Genomic DNA, 16,417 nt, shown 5'->3' on the forward strand with positions numbered 1-16,417 from the left:
CGGAAGACAGGGACTTTCGGCACGCAATGGATACCAGGCACGCCCTCGAACAGCGGATCGTCAAGGTCCTGCGTCACCGCGTGGGCAAGAACGAGCGCGCCGCCAAGCCGCACGACTGGTACAACGCCGCCGTCTATGCCCTGCGCGACGATGTGATCGATGCGTGGATCGCGTCGACCACCCGCACCCACGATACCAAGGGCAAGCGCGTCTATTACCTCAGCCTCGAATTCCTGATCGGCAGGCTCTTGCGCGATGCGATGTCCAACCTCGACCTGACGGGCGAGATGGAAGAGGCCCTGGCAAGCCTGGGCCTGGACCTTGCGGCCGTGGAGGAACTCGAGCCCGATGCCGCGCTCGGCAACGGCGGATTGGGACGGCTTGCCGCCTGCTTCATGGAAAGCCTCGCCAGCCTCGACATCCCTGCCTACGGATACGGCATTCGCTACGTGAACGGGATGTTCCGGCAGCGCATCGACGACGGCTGGCAGGTGGAACTGCCCGAGACATGGTTGGCGCACGGCAATCCGTGGGAATTCGAAAGGCCCGAAAGCGCCTATCCGGTCGGTTTCGGGGGAGAGGTCGTGGCGGACGGGGAACGCGCCACCTGGAATCCTGCCGAGGTGATCGAGGCGGTTGCGGTCGATACTCCGGTTGTCGGCTGGCGCGGCAAGCGGGTGAACACACTGCGGCTCTGGACCGCAAATGCGCTCGATCCGATCAAGCTCGATGAATTCAACGCAGGCGACCACCTTGGTGCGCTTGCGGGGCAGCTACGAGCGGATACCCTCGTGCGCGTGCTTTATCCTGCGGACGGTTCGCCCGCGGGGCAGGAACTGCGTTTGCGGCAGGAGTTCTTTTTCTCGTCGGCATCGATCCAGGACATCGTTCGCCGCCACGCGCAGTATCACGGCGACGTACGCACGTTGCCCGACAAGGCGGCCATCCAGCTCAACGACACGCATCCCTCGGTCGCGGTCGCCGAGCTCATGCGATTGCTGATCGACGAGCACGCGATACCCTTTGCAGAAGCGTGGGACATAACCAAGCGGACGATCAGCTACACCAACCACACCCTGTTGCCCGAGGCGCTGGAAAGCTGGCCGCACGCGCTGTTCGAGCGGCTGCTGCCCCGCCACATGCAAATCGTCTATGCCATCAATGCGGTGGTTTTGCGGGAAGCGCGCGAGGCCGGTCTCACCCCGGAGGCGATCTCCTCGATCTCGTTGATCGACGAGCATGGCGAGCGCCGGGTGCGCATGGCGAACCTGGCATTCGCCGGATCGCACAGCATCAACGGGGTGGCGGCGCTTCACACCGAACTAATGAAGCAGACCGTCTTTGCGGACCTGCACTCGCTCTATCCGGACCGCATCAACAACAAGACCAACGGCGTCACCCCGCGGCGCTGGTTGCAGCAGTGCAATCCGCGCCTCACCGGCCTGATCCGCGAGGCCATCGGCGATGGCTTCCTCGACGACGCCGAGCAGCTCGAGGCGCTGGCCGATCATGCCGACGATGCCGCGTTCGGTGAGCGGATCGACGCGGTCAAACGCGCGAACAAGGTGGACCTTGCCCAGCACCTGACCGACCTCACCGGCGTCCAGCTCGATCCCGATGCGATGTTCGACGTACAGGTCAAACGCATCCACGAATACAAACGACAGTTGCTGAATCTTCTCGAAACGGTCGCGCTCTACGATCAGATCCGCAGCCATCCCGAACGCGACTGGGCACCGCGGGTGAAGATCTTCGGCGGCAAGGCGGCGTCGAGCTACCACAACGCCAAGCTGATCATAAAACTCGCTAACGACGTTGCGCGTCGGGTGAACGGCGATCCTGCGGTCGGCGACCTCCTGAAGGTCGTGTTCGTCCCGAACTACAACGTCAGCCTGGCCGAACGGATCATTCCCGCAGCCGACCTCTCCGAACAGATCAGCACCGCGGGCATGGAAGCTTCGGGCACCGGGAACATGAAGTTCGCCCTGAACGGCGCGCTGACCATCGGCACCCTGGACGGTGCGAACATCGAGATCCTCGAACGCGTCGGCGCGGACAACATGTTCATCTTCGGCCTGACGGCCGAGGAAGTGTCCGCCAAGCGAAACGCGGGCTATGACCCGCGCTCGGTGATCGAGGGGTCGAGTGAACTGGCGCAGGCAGTGCACTCCATCGCAAGCGGGGTTTTCAGTCCCGACGATCCCTCGCGGTTCGCGGATTGGATGGGCGGCTTGATGTCGAGCGACTGGTTCATGTTGGCCGCCGATTTCGACGCTTATGCGGCCGCGCAGCGGTCGGTCGACGATCGCTGGCGCGATCGCAGGGCGTGGAGGGAAAGCGCGATCCGAAATATCGCCAACGTCGGCTGGTTCTCATCCGACCGGACGATTTCCGAATACGCCCGCGAAATCTGGAACGTCGCTTGAAGCCGCCGCCCGCCGCGATCGACGCATTGCTGGCGGGAACACATTCCGATCCCTTCTCCCTGCTTGGCTCGCACGACGGGCCGGGCGGCACGTTCGCGCGGGCGATCCTTCCGGCGACCGAGGAAGCGGTCGCGTATTCGCTTCGCGGCGGCATTCTGGGGAAGCTGACACGGGTCGACGAGCGGGGCCTGTTCGAAGGAAAACTGCGCGGAAAGCCCAAACCGGTCAAATATCGCTGTCGGTCGCAGGCAAACGAGTGGTGGGTCACCGATCCCTATAGCTTCGGGCCGGTGCTCGGCCCCGTCGACGACTTGCTGGTTGCGCAGGGCACGCATTACCGCCTGTTCGACAAGTTGGGTGCCCACCCGATCGAACATGAAGGCTGTCACGGGGTCCACTTCGCCGTCTGGGCGCCCAACGCCCGGCTCGTCAGCCTGGTGGGCGACTTCAACGACTGGGACGGCGCGCGCCATCCGATGCGCGCCCGCCAGAGCGTCGGCATCTGGGAGATTTTCATCCCCGATATCGGCGAGGGGCAGGCATACAAGTACCGGATCGTCGGGGCTGACGGAGCCTTGCAGCCGCTCAAGGCCGATCCGTTCGCCTTCGCTTCCGAATTGCGCCCGAAGACGGCGTCGATCGTCGCGCGGGCCGGCAAGGCGGAATGGGGTGACCAGGACCATCGCGCCCATTGGTCTTCGGTCGATCCCCGGCGCGAGGCGATCTCGATCTACGAAGTCCACCCGGGATCTTGGCAGCGCAACCCGCACGACTGGTTCCTGACCTGGGACGAACTGGCCGAGCGGCTAATCCCCTACGTGGTCGAAATGGGTTTCACCCATATCGAATTCATGCCCGTTTCCGAACATCCGTATGACCCGTCGTGGGGATACCAGACGACGGGTCTCTATGCCCCATCGGCCCGATTTGGCGATGTCGAAGGGTTCGCCCGTTTTGTCGATGGGGCGCACCGCGCCGGGGTTGGCGTATTGATAGACTGGGTGCCCGCGCATTTCCCGGTCGACGAACACGGATTGGCCCGGTTCGACGGTACCGCGCTCTACGAACACGAGGATCCCAAGCTCGGCTTCCATCCCGACTGGAACACCGCGATCTACAACTTCGGTCGGCGCGAAGTGCAAAGCTTCCTGGTAAACAACGCGCTGTTCTGGGCTGAGAAGTATCACGTCGACGGCCTGCGGGTCGATGCCGTGGCGTCCATGCTATACCGCGACTACAGCCGCGAGGCCGGCGAATGGATCCCCAACGAGCACGGCGGGCGCGAGAACTGGGAGGCGGCAGAGTTCCTTCGCGCGACCAACCGTGCGCTGTACGGCACGCATTCGGGGGTGATGACGGTCGCGGAGGAATCGACGGCCTGGCCCGGCGTTACCGCCCCGGCGTACGAAGAAGGACCGCGAACCGCGCTGGGCTTCGGCTTCAAGTGGAACATGGGCTTCATGCACGACACCCTCGAATACATGGGGCGGGATCCGGTCCACCGGAAGTTTCACCATGGTGAAATCACCTTCGGCCTCCATTACGCCTTCAGCGAGAACTTCGTGCTGCCGCTGAGTCATGACGAGGTCGTCCACGGCAAGGGCAGCCTGCTCACCAAGATGAGCGGGGCCGACGACTGGCAGAAGTTCGCTTCCCTTCGCGCCTATTACGCGCTGATGTGGGGCCATCCTGGTAAGAAGCTGCTGTTCATGGGCCAGGAATTCGCCCAGCGCCGCGAGTGGAGCGAGGAAAGGAGCCTCGACTGGGAGCTGAACCAGTCGCCGCTTCACGCCGGGGTGCGCAGCCTCGTGGCGGACCTCAACAGGCTTTATCGATCAGAGCCGGCGCTCCATGCGCGCGATTGCGAAGCCGAGGGGTTCGAGTGGCTGATCGGTGACGACGAAGCCAACTCGGTCTTCGCGTGGGTCCGCAAGGCACCGGGCGCGGCGCCGGTGGCGATCATCGCCAACATGACGCCGACGGGGCATGACGATTACCGCGTGCCGCTCCCCCGAGACGGTCGCTGGGCCGAGGTCCTGAACAGCGATGCGCAATCCTATGGCGGCAGCGGCAAGGGAAACCTTGGCGGGGTTTTCGCTGAAAGCGGGGCGGCCAACGTGGCCCTTCCTCCGCTTGGAACGTTGATGCTGCGATACGAAGGATAAGAAAAACAGGAGACTGGGATGCGAGAGGGATGGAGTAGCAGACCGCTGGCGCGCGATGCGATGGCCTATGTCCTGGCCGGCGGTCGCGGAAGCCGCCTGATGGAACTCACCGACCGGAGAGCGAAGCCGGCGGTCTACTTCGGGGGGAAGAGCCGGATCATCGACTTCGCCCTGTCGAACGCAATCAATTCGGGCATTCGCCGGATCGGCGTCGCCACGCAGTACAAGGCGCATTCGCTGATCAGGCATATGCAGCGCGCGTGGAACTTCATGCGCCCGGAACGCAACGAGAGCTTCGACATCCTTCCTGCCAGTCAGCGTGTTTCGGAGAGCCAATGGTACGAAGGTACCGCCGACGCGGTATTCCAGAACATCGACATCATCGAAGCCCACGCGCCGCGTTACATGGTCATCCTGGCGGGCGATCATATCTACAAGATGGACTACGAATTGATGCTGCAGCAGCACGTCAATTCGGGGGCGGACGTGACGGTCGGCTGCCTCGTCGTTCCGCGATCGGAAGCGTCCGGCTTCGGCGTGATGCACGTCGACAATACCGACCGGATCACCGCGTTCGTCGAAAAACCCAAAGACCCGCCCGGCATTCCGGGCAACGAGGAGATGGCGCTCGCCAGCATGGGCATCTACGTGTTCGAGACGCGGTTCCTGTTCGAGCAGTTGCGCCGCGACGCCGAGGACCCGAACTCAAGGCGCGACTTCGGCGGCGACATCATCCCCTACATCGTCAAGCACGGGAAAGCGGTCGCGCACCGTTTTACGGCCAGTTGTATTCGCGCGGCCGAGGAGATCGAGGAATACTGGCGCGACGTCGGCACGCTCGACGCGTATTTCGACGCCAATCTCGACCTCACCGACACGGTACCAAAGCTCAACATGTACGACCGCGACTGGCCCATCTGGACCGATGCGGTGGTCGCCGCACCGGCCAAGTTCGTCCATGACGAAGACGGCCGCCGCGGGCACGCGGTGTCCTCGCTCGTTTCCGGCGACTGCATCGTTTCGGGCTCGCAAGTCAGCCGAAGCCTGCTGTTCACCGGGGTGAAGATGGGCAGCTACTCGCGCGCTCACGAGGCGGTGATCCTGCCCTATTGCAACGTAGGGCGCGGCGCGCGGCTCAATCGCGTGATCGTCGATTCCGGGGTGCGCATTCCCGAAGGCATGGTCATCGGCGAGGATCCCGAATTCGATGCGCGGCGCTTCCGGGTCACCGAGCGGGGGGTCGTGCTGGTCACCCGCGACATGATGGCTCGCCTGGTTTGACACTGAGGGTCCTGTCCGTCGCCTCGGAGGCCGTGCCGCTGGTCAAGACCGGTGGCCTGGCGGACGTTGCCGGTGCCCTGCCGGCTGCACTTGCGCCGCACGGCGTCGAGCTGACGACCCTGATCCCCGGCTATCGCTCGGTGATGTCGAGCCTCGAGAAGGCCAAGGTCGTCCACAAGTGGCCGATGCTGTTGGGCCAGCCGGCCCGGTTACTGGCAGGCGAGTTGGGCGGAAACCCGCTACTCGTGCTTGACGCTCCGGCATACTTCGACCGGGTCGGCGGGCCGTATGGCGACGAGGCGGGCCGCGACTGGGACGACAACTGGCGCCGGTTCGCCGCGCTTGCCAGAGCGGCCGCCGACATAGCGGGCGGAGCGGCAAAGGGTTTGGCCTTCGACATCGTACACGCGCACGATTGGCAGGCCGCACTCACGCCTGCCTACCTTCGGTTCGCTCCCTTGGATGGGGGCAGGTCGGTGCCGAGCGTCGTGACGATCCACAACATGGCGTTCCAGGGATACTTCGACGCAGCGATATTTGCCGAACTGAGACTGACCGATGAGGCATGGTCCGTCGACGGCGTCGAAAGCTATGGCGGGGTCGGGTTCCTGAAGGCCGGGATGCAGCTCGCCGACGGCATCACCACGGTCAGCCCGACTTATGCGCAGGAAATTCGCTCGCCCGAGTTCGGCATGGGGCTCGAGGGCATCGTCCTTGCCCGATCGAACCGCGTGCACGGCATTCTCAACGGCATCGATCCGGCGGAATGGTCGCCGGCCAGCGATCCCTATCTGGCGGCGCAGTACGGCGCGGGGCAGCTTGCCCGGCGCAAGGCGAACAAGCGGGCGCTGGAGCGCGAGTTCGGGCTTGGCACGGACGAGGGCCCGTTGTTCGTGGTCGTCAGCCGGCTCACCTGGCAGAAAGGGATGGATGTCCTGATCGAGGTGCTGGACCACCTCGTCGGGATCGGCGGTCGGCTCGCCCTTCTCGGGTCCGGCGATGCGACGATCGAGCACGGGTTCGCCGACGCCGCTTTGCGTCACCCCGGGCGGATCGGGGTGAGGATCGGCTACGACGAAGCGCTCTCGCACCGGATGCAGGGCGGGGGTGACGCGATCCTCGTGCCCAGCCGGTTCGAGCCGTGTGGGCTGACGCAGCTCTACGGCCTCGCCTATGGCTGCGTACCGGTCGTGGCGCGCACGGGCGGGCTGGCCGATACGGTCATCGATGCCAACCCGGCCGCACTGGCAGCCGGTGTCGCGACGGGAATCCAGATGACCGCAGTCAACCAGGTGTCGCTCGCCGCTGCGGTGAGCAGGGCGGTAGAGCTCTATCGAAGTCCCGGCGAATGGCGCCGGCTCCAGCGCAACGGGATGAAGGCCGACTTTTCGTGGGGAGCCAGCGGCGCCGCTTACGCCGCGCTGTACCGCCAGCTTGCCGGGGACGCGCAATGATCGTGACGCATCCGACGACGCCATTCGATGGTCAAAAGCCGGGGACGTCCGGCCTGCGCAAGAAGGTTCGGGTGTTCAAGCAGCCCAACTACGCCGAGAACTTCGTCCAATCGGTGTTCGACGTGGCCGAACGGCCCGCAGCCAGCACGTTGGTGATCGGCGGTGACGGACGGTATCACAATCGCACGGTCATCCAGCAGACGATCCGGATCGCAGCCGCCAACGGCTACGCGCGGGTGCTCGTGGGTCAAGGGGGCATTCTCTCGACCCCGGCGGCCAGCCATGTGATCCGGAAATACGGTGCAAGCGGCGGGTTGATCCTCTCGGCCAGCCACAACCCGGGCGGGCCGGGCGAGGATTTCGGCATCAAGTACAATATCGCGAACGGCGGCCCGGCGCCCGAGGCCGTGACCGAGGCGATCTACGCGCGGACCCAGACGATTGATCGGTGGCTTGCGGTGAGCGCGCCCGATATCGATCTCGACGCGCCGGGAGTTACCTCGGTCGGGACCATGCAGGTCGAAGTCATCGATCCCGTCGCCGATTACGCCGACCTGATGGAGACGCTTTTCGATTTCGCCCTGATCCGCGCGGCGGCTGCGGAAGGGCGCCTTTCGATGGCTTTCGATGCCATGCACGCCGTGACAGGGCCCTATGCCGCCGAGATACTTGAGCGGCGCCTGGGTTTCCCTGCGGGCACGGTTCGCAACGGTATTCCGCTGGAGGATTTCGGCGGCCACCATCCCGATCCCAATCTCGTCCACGCCCGGGATCTGTACGAGACCATGATGCGCGACGACGCGCCCGACCTAGGCGCGGCGAGCGATGGCGACGGCGACCGCAACCTGATCATCGGCCGACAGATGTTCGTCACGCCGTCGGATTCGCTGGCGATGCTGGCGGCCAACGCCCACCTCGCGCCGGGCTACGCGGCTGGCCTCAAGGGTATTGCCCGTTCGATGCCGACCAGCGCGGCTGCGGATCGCGTTGCGGAAGCGCTCGGCATTCCGGCTTGGGAAACGCCGACTGGCTGGAAATTCTTCGGTACGCTGCTCGATGCGCGCCTCGCGACCATCTGCGGCGAGGAAAGTGCAGGCACGGGCAGCGATCATGTCCGCGAAAAGGACGGTCTGTGGGCAGTCCTGCTCTGGCTCAACATTCTTGCCGCAACGGGCAAGAGCGTTCTGCAGATCGCACATGAGCATTGGGGCAGGTTCGGTCGGAATTATTACGCCCGTCATGATTACGAGGGCGTCGAAAGCGCGCTTGCGGAAGCGGTCGTGGCACGGGTGAGCCAGCGACTTGCGACACTGCCGGGCACGCGGTTCGGTGGCTTGAGTGTCGCTACTGCGGACAGTTTTTCCTACACCGACCCGGTCGACGGGTCGATCAGCCGGAACCAGGGGCTGCGCGTGGTGTTCGACGGTGGATCGCGGTTCGTGATCCGGCTTTCGGGTACGGGTACCGAAGGCGCGACGATCCGCCTCTACCTCGAACGGTTCGAGCCGGCGGATGGAACGACCGACGGAGAAACCGGCGCCATGCTTGCAGACCTGGTTACGATTGCAGAGGAAATCGCCGGCATCGCTGCGATCACGGGGCGCAACGCACCGGACGTCGTCACTTGAGCGCCGAAATGGGCGCCATCGTGAGCGATGGCACGACTCGTTTCCGGGTTCGCTCTCCTCGGGCCGAGGCGTTGATCCTTTGCCTGTTCGATGATGAGGGTGGCGAACGTCGAATAGCGATGGAGCGCGATCCCAACGGCGAACACTGGTTTGTCGAGGTGGCCGAGGACCTCACCGGCAAAACCTACGGCTATCGCGCGCGTGGCGAATGGAATCCTGATGAAGGAATGTGGTTCGACGAGGCCAAGCTGCTCGTCGATCCGCACGCAACCCAGCTCGACCGCCGGTTCACGGCCGACATTGCCCTGACCGAGCGCGGGAAGGATACCGCGCACCTCGTCCCCCGCGCGATCGTCATGCGCGAATACGAAGCATTCCCCCGCAAGGCACCGCTCTTTCGGCGCGGCGGCCTGGTGTACGAACTCAACGTCCGCGGTTTCACCATGCGGCATCCGGACATTCCCGAGAACCAGCGGGGCACGGTTGCCGCGCTGGGCCACCCCGTGGTCGTGGCACATCTCAAAAGCCTGGGCGTGACGGCCGTCGAACTGATGCCGGTGATCGCCTGGATGAACGAACCCCACCTCGGTCCGCTGGGCCTCGTCAACGCATGGGGTTACAATCCGATCGCGCCGATGGCGCTGGATCCCGGAATTTGTCCGGGCGGAGTGCGCGAACTGCGCCGAACGGTGGAGACGCTGCACGGAGCCGGGATCGGCGTGCTGCTCGACCTCGTCTTCAATCACACGGGAGAGGGCGATGCGGGCGGCAACGTGGTGTGCCTGCGGGGCCTGGACGACAGCGCCTATGCCCGCACCGAGGACGGCATACTCGTCAACGACAGCGGCTGCGGCAACACGGTCGACTTCGGGCAGGAATGGGTGCGCGAACTGGCGCTCGACACCATGCGGCACTTCGTGGCGCGATGCGGGATCGACGGCTTCCGCTTCGACCTTGCGCCGATCATGGCGCGGTCCCCCGGGTTCGATCCCAACGCGCCGATCTTTGCCGCCATGGCCGATGACGAGTGGCTGCACGACCGGGTTCTCATCGCCGAGCCGTGGGACATCGGACCGGGCGGCTACCAGCTCGGTCAGTTTCCGTCCAACTGGCTGGAGTGGAACGACAAATTCCGCGACGACGTGCGGGAATACTGGAATTGCGGCGGCGGACATGGGGCGATGGCGCATCGCCTCGCCGGATCGGACGACCTGTTCGGTACCGACTGCCGGAGCGTGAACTTCGTAGCCGCACATGACGGGTTTACGCTGGCCGACAGCGTGATGTTCAACGATCGCCACAACGAGGCGAACGGCGAGGACAACCGCGACGGCCACGGGGCCAATTACAGCAACAATCACGGCGCCGAAGGTCCCACCAACGACCCCGCCATCATCGAAGCGCGCGGCGCCACCATGCGAGCAATGCTGGGCTCGCTCTTCGCTTCGACCGGTACGATCATGCTCACCGCCGGGGACGAATTCGGCCGCACGCAACGCGGCAACAACAACGCCTATTGCCAGGACAACGAGATCGGCTGGGTCGACTGGGAGAGCCGGGACCGCGACCTTCAGGCGCACGTTGCCGAGCTGTCGCGCCTGAGGGGCGAACGGTTCGCATCGTTGCCCGAGGGCGGAACCTGGCTGAGGCTGGACGGCGAGCCGATGGACGAGGGCGCCTGGGACTGGCCCGATACACCGGGCTTCGCCTACCGTCCGCCCGAAGGTTCCGACCACCCGGGGTTCACGGTCGATCGTGCCGGACGCAAGGTCACGATCGGCTGAGCGGAGACGTATTGCGGCGGATTTGTCCTTCGCATCCTTCAAAGTGGACGCTACCGGTTCCGATGCAATTTTAAGGATCGAAACCATCACCATGAACGGCGCGCAGAGCCTTGTTACCACGCTGGTCGACCACGGGGTCGACGTGTGTTTCGCAAACCCCGGCACGTCGGAAATGCATTTTCTCGCCGCGCTCGGCGATCCGCGCATGCGCGGGGTGCTGTGCCTGTTCGAAGGTGTCTGCACCGGCGCGGCGGACGGGTACTACCGCATGGCGGACAAGCCGGCGGCAACGCTGCTTCACCTCGGACCCGGCCTCGCCAACGGCCTTGCCAACATTCACAATGCACGGCGGGCATCGAGCGGAATGGTCAATGTCGTGGGCGAGCATGCGACCAAGCATCTGAAGTTCGATGCCCCGCTGACGAGCGATATCGAAGGACTGGCGCGTCCGCTGTCGCACTGGGTGCGCCGGGGCGGGTCGGCCGAGACGATCGCGTGGGACACCGCCATGGCGGTTGCCAAGGCAAGCGAGCATCCCGGCCAGATCGCGACCCTGATCCTGCCGGGTGATACCGCATGGCAGGATGCCGGCGGGGCGATCGCGCCGTCTCCGGTTGCGCAGGGGCGCAAGGCTCCCGATCCCGAACGGATCGCGCAGGTTGCCAAGGTGCTGCGTTCTGGCGAGCCGACGATGCTGATCCTCGCCAACAAGGCGTGCCGGATCGAGCCTTTGGAGCTTGCCGGTAAGGTTGCCGCCGGCACCGGCTGCCGCCTCGCCAGCCAGTTCTTCACAAACCGCATAGAACGCGGGGCAGGGCGGGTGCCGCTCGAGCGCATTCCCTATTCGGTCGCGCCTGCGCTCAAGTTCCTCCAAGGTACGCGGCACATCGTAACGCTCGAGACGAAGGAGCCGGTGGCTTTCTTCAGCTACCCCGGGCTGCCCAGCTTGCTCAAGGAACCCGGCACGCAGGTGCATTCGCTCAGCGAGCCGGACGAGGATAGCACCCTCGCGCTGCAGATGCTGATCGACGAGCTCGGGCTGGGCAACGCACAAGCACAGTACCAGCCCTCTGCGGAAGTGGTCGTGCCCAGCGGCAAGCTCGATCCGATCAGCATCGCCCATGCCCTGTGTGCAGGCATTCCCGAGAACGGGATCGTCGTGGACGAAAGCCTGACGAGCGGACGCGAATCCATGAGCTACACGCTCGGTGCGCGGCCTCACGACATGATCAACAACCTGGGTGGCTCGATCGGCTACAGTCCCCCGGTGGCGACCGGCGCGGCGCTCGCGTGTCCCGACCGGCGGACGATCTGCCTCGTCGGAGACGGCAGCGCGATGTACACGATCCAGGCGCTGTGGACGCAGGCGCGCGAGCAGCTTCCGGTCACGACAGTCGTGTTCGCCAACAACACCTACAACATCCTCAAGGCCGAATATTCGAACATGGGCGCGGGCGACCGGCCGAGCGAGGCGGCGCTGACCATGATCGACATCGACAGGCCGACGATCGACTGGCTTTCGATGGGCAAGGCGATGGGCGTGCCAGGCGTACAGGTCGATACCGCCGAAGGGCTCGCCAAGGCGCTGCTGGATGCGAATGGCGAGGCAGGGCCGCGGCTGATCGAGGTGAAGCTCTACTGATGGAGGGCGCGGTTTCCCCTGCGGCGATGGATGCCGCCGACCCGCTGCGGCATTTTCGCGATCGGTTCGCGTTGCCGGACGGCGTGATCTACCTCGACGGCAATTCGCTGGGGTGCCTGCCGAAAGCCACGCCGGACCGCGTGGCGGAAGTCGTGCAAACCGAGTGGGGCAAGGGTCTGATCGGCTCGTGGAACAGCGCAGGTTGGGTCGACGCATCACAGCGCGTCGGCGACAAGATCGCACGGGTGATCGGGGCCGGCGCGGGGGAAGTGGTTGCCTGCGATTCGACGTCGGTGAACGTCTTCAAGGCACTCTGCGCCGCGATCTCGCTCAACCCGGATCGCTCGACGATCCTTTCGGAGCGGGGCAACTTCCCGACCGATATCTACATGATGCAGGGGCTGGAGGCGCTGACCGGTCGCAGGATCACCGCGCGGTTCGTCGACGGGGCCGACGTGGTGTCCGCGATCGACGACGATACCGCCGCGGTCCTGCTGACCCAGGTGCATTATCGCAGCGGCGCCGTCCGCGACATGGCGTCGACGACGGCGGCGGCGCATGCCAGGGGCGCACTGGCGATCTGGGACCTCAGTCACAGCGCGGGCGCCATTCCGGTGGCGCTGAACGACGCCAGGGCCGACTTCGCGGTCGGCTGCGGCTACAAGTTCCTCAACGGCGGGCCCGGTGCGCCGGGCTACATCTTCGTCGCCCGCCGCCACCAGGAGGCGGCGATGCCGGCGCTGTCCGGATGGTTCGGCCATGCCCGCCCGTTCGATTTCGAGGATCGCTACGAACCGGCCCCCGGCATCGCGCGCTTCCTGGTCGGCACGCCGCCCATCCTCGGCCTCGCCGCGCTGGAAGTCGGGGTGGACCTGATGCTGGAAGCCGACATGGCCGCGCTCCGCGTCAAGTCGATGGCGCTGGGCCAACTGTTCGTGGAAACCATGGAACCTGTCGCTGCGCGGCATCGGTTCACGCTCGTCAGCCCCGGCGACCCGGCCGAGCGCGGGAGCCAGATTTCCTACGCACACCCGCAGGCCTATCCGATCGTCCAGGCGCTGATCGCGCGGGGCGTGGTGGGCGACTTTCGCGCCCCCGATGTCCTGCGCTTCGGCCTGACGCCGCTCTACACCTCTTTTGCAGACGTCGAAGCTGCCGTGCGCGCGATAGCCGCGGTGATGGACGAGGGTGCATGGGATGCGCCAGAGTATAGGGAACGCGCTGCGGTGACTTGATCGGGGGAAATTGAATGCGGCACATCGAATGGAGCCTGACCGGACACGGCGGCATTGCCCTCCACGCGCAGGGGTGGCTTCCCGAGAATGAGCCGCGCGACGTGATCGCCATTTCGCACGGCTATGCCGAGCATGGCGGGCGCTACGGCAACCTGGTCGACCGGCTCGTTCCGCTCGGCTTTGCGGTTTATGCGATGGATCACCGGGGGCACGGAAAATCGGGCGGCCCACGGGCCTTCGTCGACCGCATGAGCCATGTCATCGAAGACTTCCACGGGTTCGTGGGCGCCGTTCGCGCGCGGCATGGCGGTCGGCCGATCAAGCTCGTCGGCCATTCGATGGGTGGCAACGTCGCGTTCGGTTACGCCCTTCGCTGGCCGGAGGATCTGACGGGCCTTGCCCTTTCCGGTCCGCTGATCGGCGGCAGCGTGCCGACGGCGCAGCGCCTGGTGCTGTCGATCGTCTCTGCGATCGCCCCCCGGACCGGCATGATCGAACTGCCGGCCGAGGCGGTCAGCCGCGATCCGGCGGTGGTGAAGGCCTATGTCGACGATCCGCTCGTCACGAACGCCAAGGTTTCCGCGCGCACCGCGCACGAGATGTTCACGTCCGTCTCCGGCTATCGCGACAAGGCACCCACGATGATGGTGCCGGTCCTGATCCAGCACGGCGAGGCGGACAGCCTCGTTCCGCTCGCCGGGATGCGCCCGGTCGCCGAGAGCATCGGCGCGGCGGACAAGACGGTGATCACCTATCCCGGCCTCTACCACGAAATTTTCAACGAGCCGGAAAAGGACGCGGTGATCGGCGACCTCATCGCCTGGCTCGAGGCGCATCCGCCTAGCGGTTGAGCCGCCCCTCGATCAGGGCGTCGACGACCGAGGGGTCGGCGAGGGTCGAGGTATCGCCCAGCGTGCTCGTCTCGTTCTCGGCGATCTTGCGCAGGATGCGGCGCATGATCTTGCCCGATCGCGTTTTCGGCAACGCGGGGGTGAAATGCAGGTGGTCGGGCGAGGCGATTGGGCCGATCTCCTTGCGCACCTGCTGGCGCAGTTCCGCGGTCAGATCGTCGGAGGGATCCTCGCCAGCGTTGAGGGTGACATAGCAATAGATGCCCTGGCCCTTGATGTCGTGCGGGAACCCGACGACCGCGGCTTCGGCCACCTTGTCGTGCAATACCAGGGCGCTTTCGACTTCGGCGGTGCCCATCCGGTGGCCCGATACATTGATCACGTCGTCCACCCGGCCGGTGATCCAGTAATATTCGTCGGCATCGCGGCGGCAGCCGTCGCCGGTGAAGTACTTGCCGCGATAGGTGCTGAAATAGGTCTGCACGAACCGCTCGTGATCGCCATAGACGGTGCGCGCCTGTCCCGGCCAGGATCGCGTGATGCACAGGTTCCCGCTGGCCGCGCCCTCCAGCACCACGCCATCGCCATCGACGAGCTGCGGGCACACGCCGAAGAACGGCTTGCCCGCGCTGCCGGGTTTCATGTCGTGCGCGCCGGGCAGGGTCGTGATCATCACGCCGCCGGTTTCGGTCTGCCACCAGGTGTCGACCACCGGCAGCGCGCCCTTGCCGACGGTGTCGGAATACCAGCGCCAGGCTTCGGGATTGATCGGCTCTCCGACCGTGCCGAGCAGGCGGAGCGAGGACAGGTCATGGCGCTGCACCGGCTCCTTGCCCTCGCGCATCAGCGCGCGGATCGCGGTGGGGGCGGTGTAGAAGATGTTGACCTTGTGCTTGGCGACCGTGGTCCAGAAGCGGTCGTGGTCGGGGAAGTTGGGGACGCCTTCGAACATCAGCGCGGTCGCGCCGTTCTGCAGCGGGCCATAGACGACATAGCTGTGTCCGGTGACCCAGCCGATATCGGCGGTGCACCAGAACACCTCGCCGGGCCGGTAATCGAAGACGTGGCGGAATGTCGTTTCGGTCCACACGGCATAGCCGCCGGTGGTGTGCAGCACGCCCTTGGGCTTGCCGGTCGATCCGCTGGTGTAGAGGATGAACAGCGGGTCCTCTGCAGCCATCGGCTCGCACGGACAGTCTGCCGCCACACCCGCCGAAAGGTCGTGATACCAGTGATCGCGGCCTTCGGTCATGGCGACCGACCCGCCGGTGTGCCGGATCACCAACACCGCCTTCACCCCGACCTTTTCGAGCGCCGCATCGACGTTGGCCTTGAGCGGCACGGTCTTTCCGCCGCGCAGGCCTTCGTCGGCGCAGATCACCCAGTCGCTCGCGCAATCCTCGATCCGGCCCGCAATCGCTTCGGGGCTGAAGCCGCCGAAAATGACCGAATGGATCGCACCGATGCGTGCGCAGGCGAGCATGGCGAAAGCGCCTTCGGGCACCATCGGCATGTAGATCGTGACCCGGTCGCCCCTGACCACGCCTATCTTCTTGAGCGTGCCTGCCATGCGGATCACCTCGGCCTGGAGTTCCGCATAGGTGATCCGGCGAACCGCGCCTTGCGGATCGTCGGGCTCGAAGATCAGGGCCAGCCTGTTGCCGTGACCTGCCGCGACATGGCGATCGACCGCATTGTGGCAGATGTTGAGCTTGCCGTCGGCGAACCATTCGATGGCCACGGGATCGAAGCTCCAGTCGCCGGCCTTGGTCGGCTTCTCGATCCAGTCGAGGCGGTCCGCCTGCTCCAGCCAGAACGCGTCGCTGTCGTCGATGCTGCGGGCATACATCGCCGCGTACTGATCGGCGGTGCAGTTCGTGCCCTCGGCTGCGTTGCGAGGGCGGCACACCCATTCGTCATCGTGCTGCGCGGCGGCCTCGGTCATGGTTCT

Annotated in this window: 10 protein-coding genes; 9 read left to right on the forward strand and 1 reads right to left on the reverse strand. The window is 65.4% G+C overall.

Translation table 11 applies throughout. The features are described from left to right. Window positions 1–26: 26 nt before the first annotated feature. From AR323_RS09415 to AR323_RS09455, 9 genes are all read left to right on the forward strand, one after another. A complete protein-coding gene (locus AR323_RS09415; protein ID WP_057883673.1) occupies window positions 27–2,426 on the forward strand; it encodes a glycogen/starch/alpha-glucan phosphorylase in 2,400 nt (799 codons plus the stop codon). Then, the gene (gene glgB, locus AR323_RS09420; RefSeq protein WP_057883674.1) at window positions 2,423–4,591 is read left to right on the forward strand and encodes a 1,4-alpha-glucan branching protein GlgB; all 2,169 of its coding nucleotides are present in this window, start codon (window positions 2,423–2,425) and stop codon (window positions 4,589–4,591) included. The genes AR323_RS09415 and glgB overlap by 4 nt, the downstream gene beginning before the upstream one ends. Window positions 4,592–4,609: 18 nt before the next feature. Next, window positions 4,610–5,872: a glucose-1-phosphate adenylyltransferase gene (gene glgC, locus AR323_RS09425; RefSeq protein WP_057883675.1), complete on the forward strand. Its 1,263-nt coding sequence runs from the start codon at window positions 4,610–4,612 to the stop codon at window positions 5,870–5,872. Beyond that, window positions 5,869–7,326 carry a glycogen synthase GlgA gene (glgA, locus tag AR323_RS09430; protein WP_057883676.1) on the forward strand — a complete coding sequence of 486 codons (1,458 nt, stop codon included), beginning with the start codon at window positions 5,869–5,871 and terminating at the stop codon, window positions 7,324–7,326. The genes glgC and glgA overlap by 4 nt, the downstream gene beginning before the upstream one ends. Continuing rightward, on the forward strand, window positions 7,323–8,954 hold the full coding sequence (locus tag AR323_RS09435; protein WP_057883677.1) for an alpha-D-glucose phosphate-specific phosphoglucomutase: 1,632 nt from the start codon (window positions 7,323–7,325) through the stop codon (window positions 8,952–8,954). The genes glgA and AR323_RS09435 overlap by 4 nt, the downstream gene beginning before the upstream one ends. An 8-nt stretch (window positions 8,955–8,962) precedes the next feature. Then, window positions 8,963–10,738, forward strand: coding sequence for a glycogen debranching protein GlgX (glgX, locus tag AR323_RS09440; protein WP_057883772.1), 1,776 nt, complete (start codon window positions 8,963–8,965; stop codon window positions 10,736–10,738). Window positions 10,739–10,829: 91 nt separating this feature from the next. After that, entirely contained in the window at window positions 10,830–12,380 is a 1,551-nt protein-coding gene (locus AR323_RS09445; protein ID WP_057883773.1) for an acetolactate synthase large subunit, read from the forward strand. After that, a complete protein-coding gene (gene kynU / locus AR323_RS09450; protein ID WP_057883678.1) occupies window positions 12,380–13,615 on the forward strand; it encodes a kynureninase in 1,236 nt (411 codons plus the stop codon). The genes AR323_RS09445 and kynU overlap by 1 nt, the downstream gene beginning before the upstream one ends. Window positions 13,616–13,629: 14 nt before the next feature. Further along, window positions 13,630–14,466, forward strand: a complete 837-nt coding sequence (locus AR323_RS09455; RefSeq protein WP_057883679.1) for an alpha/beta hydrolase — start codon at window positions 13,630–13,632, stop codon at window positions 14,464–14,466. On the opposite strand, the gene acs is transcribed toward AR323_RS09455, so the two are convergent. After that, the gene (acs, locus tag AR323_RS09460) at window positions 14,456–16,411 is read right to left on the reverse strand and encodes an acetate--CoA ligase (RefSeq protein ID WP_057883680.1); all 1,956 of its coding nucleotides are present in this window, start codon (window positions 16,409–16,411) and stop codon (window positions 14,456–14,458) included. The two genes, AR323_RS09455 and acs, sit on opposite strands and share 11 nt — an antisense overlap. Between the last annotated feature and the right edge of the window lie 6 nt (window positions 16,412–16,417).

Source organism: Tsuneonella troitsensis, from assembly GCF_001441535.1.
Lineage (GTDB): Bacteria > Pseudomonadota > Alphaproteobacteria > Sphingomonadales > Sphingomonadaceae > Tsuneonella > Tsuneonella troitsensis.

Bases quoted from the DNA above. Each gene is read 5' to 3' on its own strand.
- glgX (WP_057883772.1), top strand. From the start codon at position 8,963: ATGGGCGCCATCGTGAGCGATGGCACGACTCGTTTCCGGGTTCGCTCT.
- AR323_RS09415 (WP_057883673.1), top strand. From the start codon at position 27: ATGGATACCAGGCACGCCCTCGAACAGCGGATCGTCAAGGTCCTGCGT.
- glgC (WP_057883675.1), top strand. From the start codon at position 4,610: ATGCGAGAGGGATGGAGTAGCAGACCGCTGGCGCGCGATGCGATGGCC.
- AR323_RS09435 (WP_057883677.1), top strand. From the start codon at position 7,323: ATGATCGTGACGCATCCGACGACGCCATTCGATGGTCAAAAGCCGGGG.
- kynU (WP_057883678.1), top strand. From the start codon at position 12,380: ATGGAGGGCGCGGTTTCCCCTGCGGCGATGGATGCCGCCGACCCGCTG.
- AR323_RS09455 (WP_057883679.1), top strand. From the start codon at position 13,630: ATGCGGCACATCGAATGGAGCCTGACCGGACACGGCGGCATTGCCCTC.
- AR323_RS09445 (WP_057883773.1), top strand. From the start codon at position 10,830: ATGAACGGCGCGCAGAGCCTTGTTACCACGCTGGTCGACCACGGGGTC.
- acs (WP_057883680.1), bottom strand. From the start codon at position 16,411: ATGACCGAGGCCGCCGCGCAGCACGATGACGAATGGGTGTGCCGCCCT.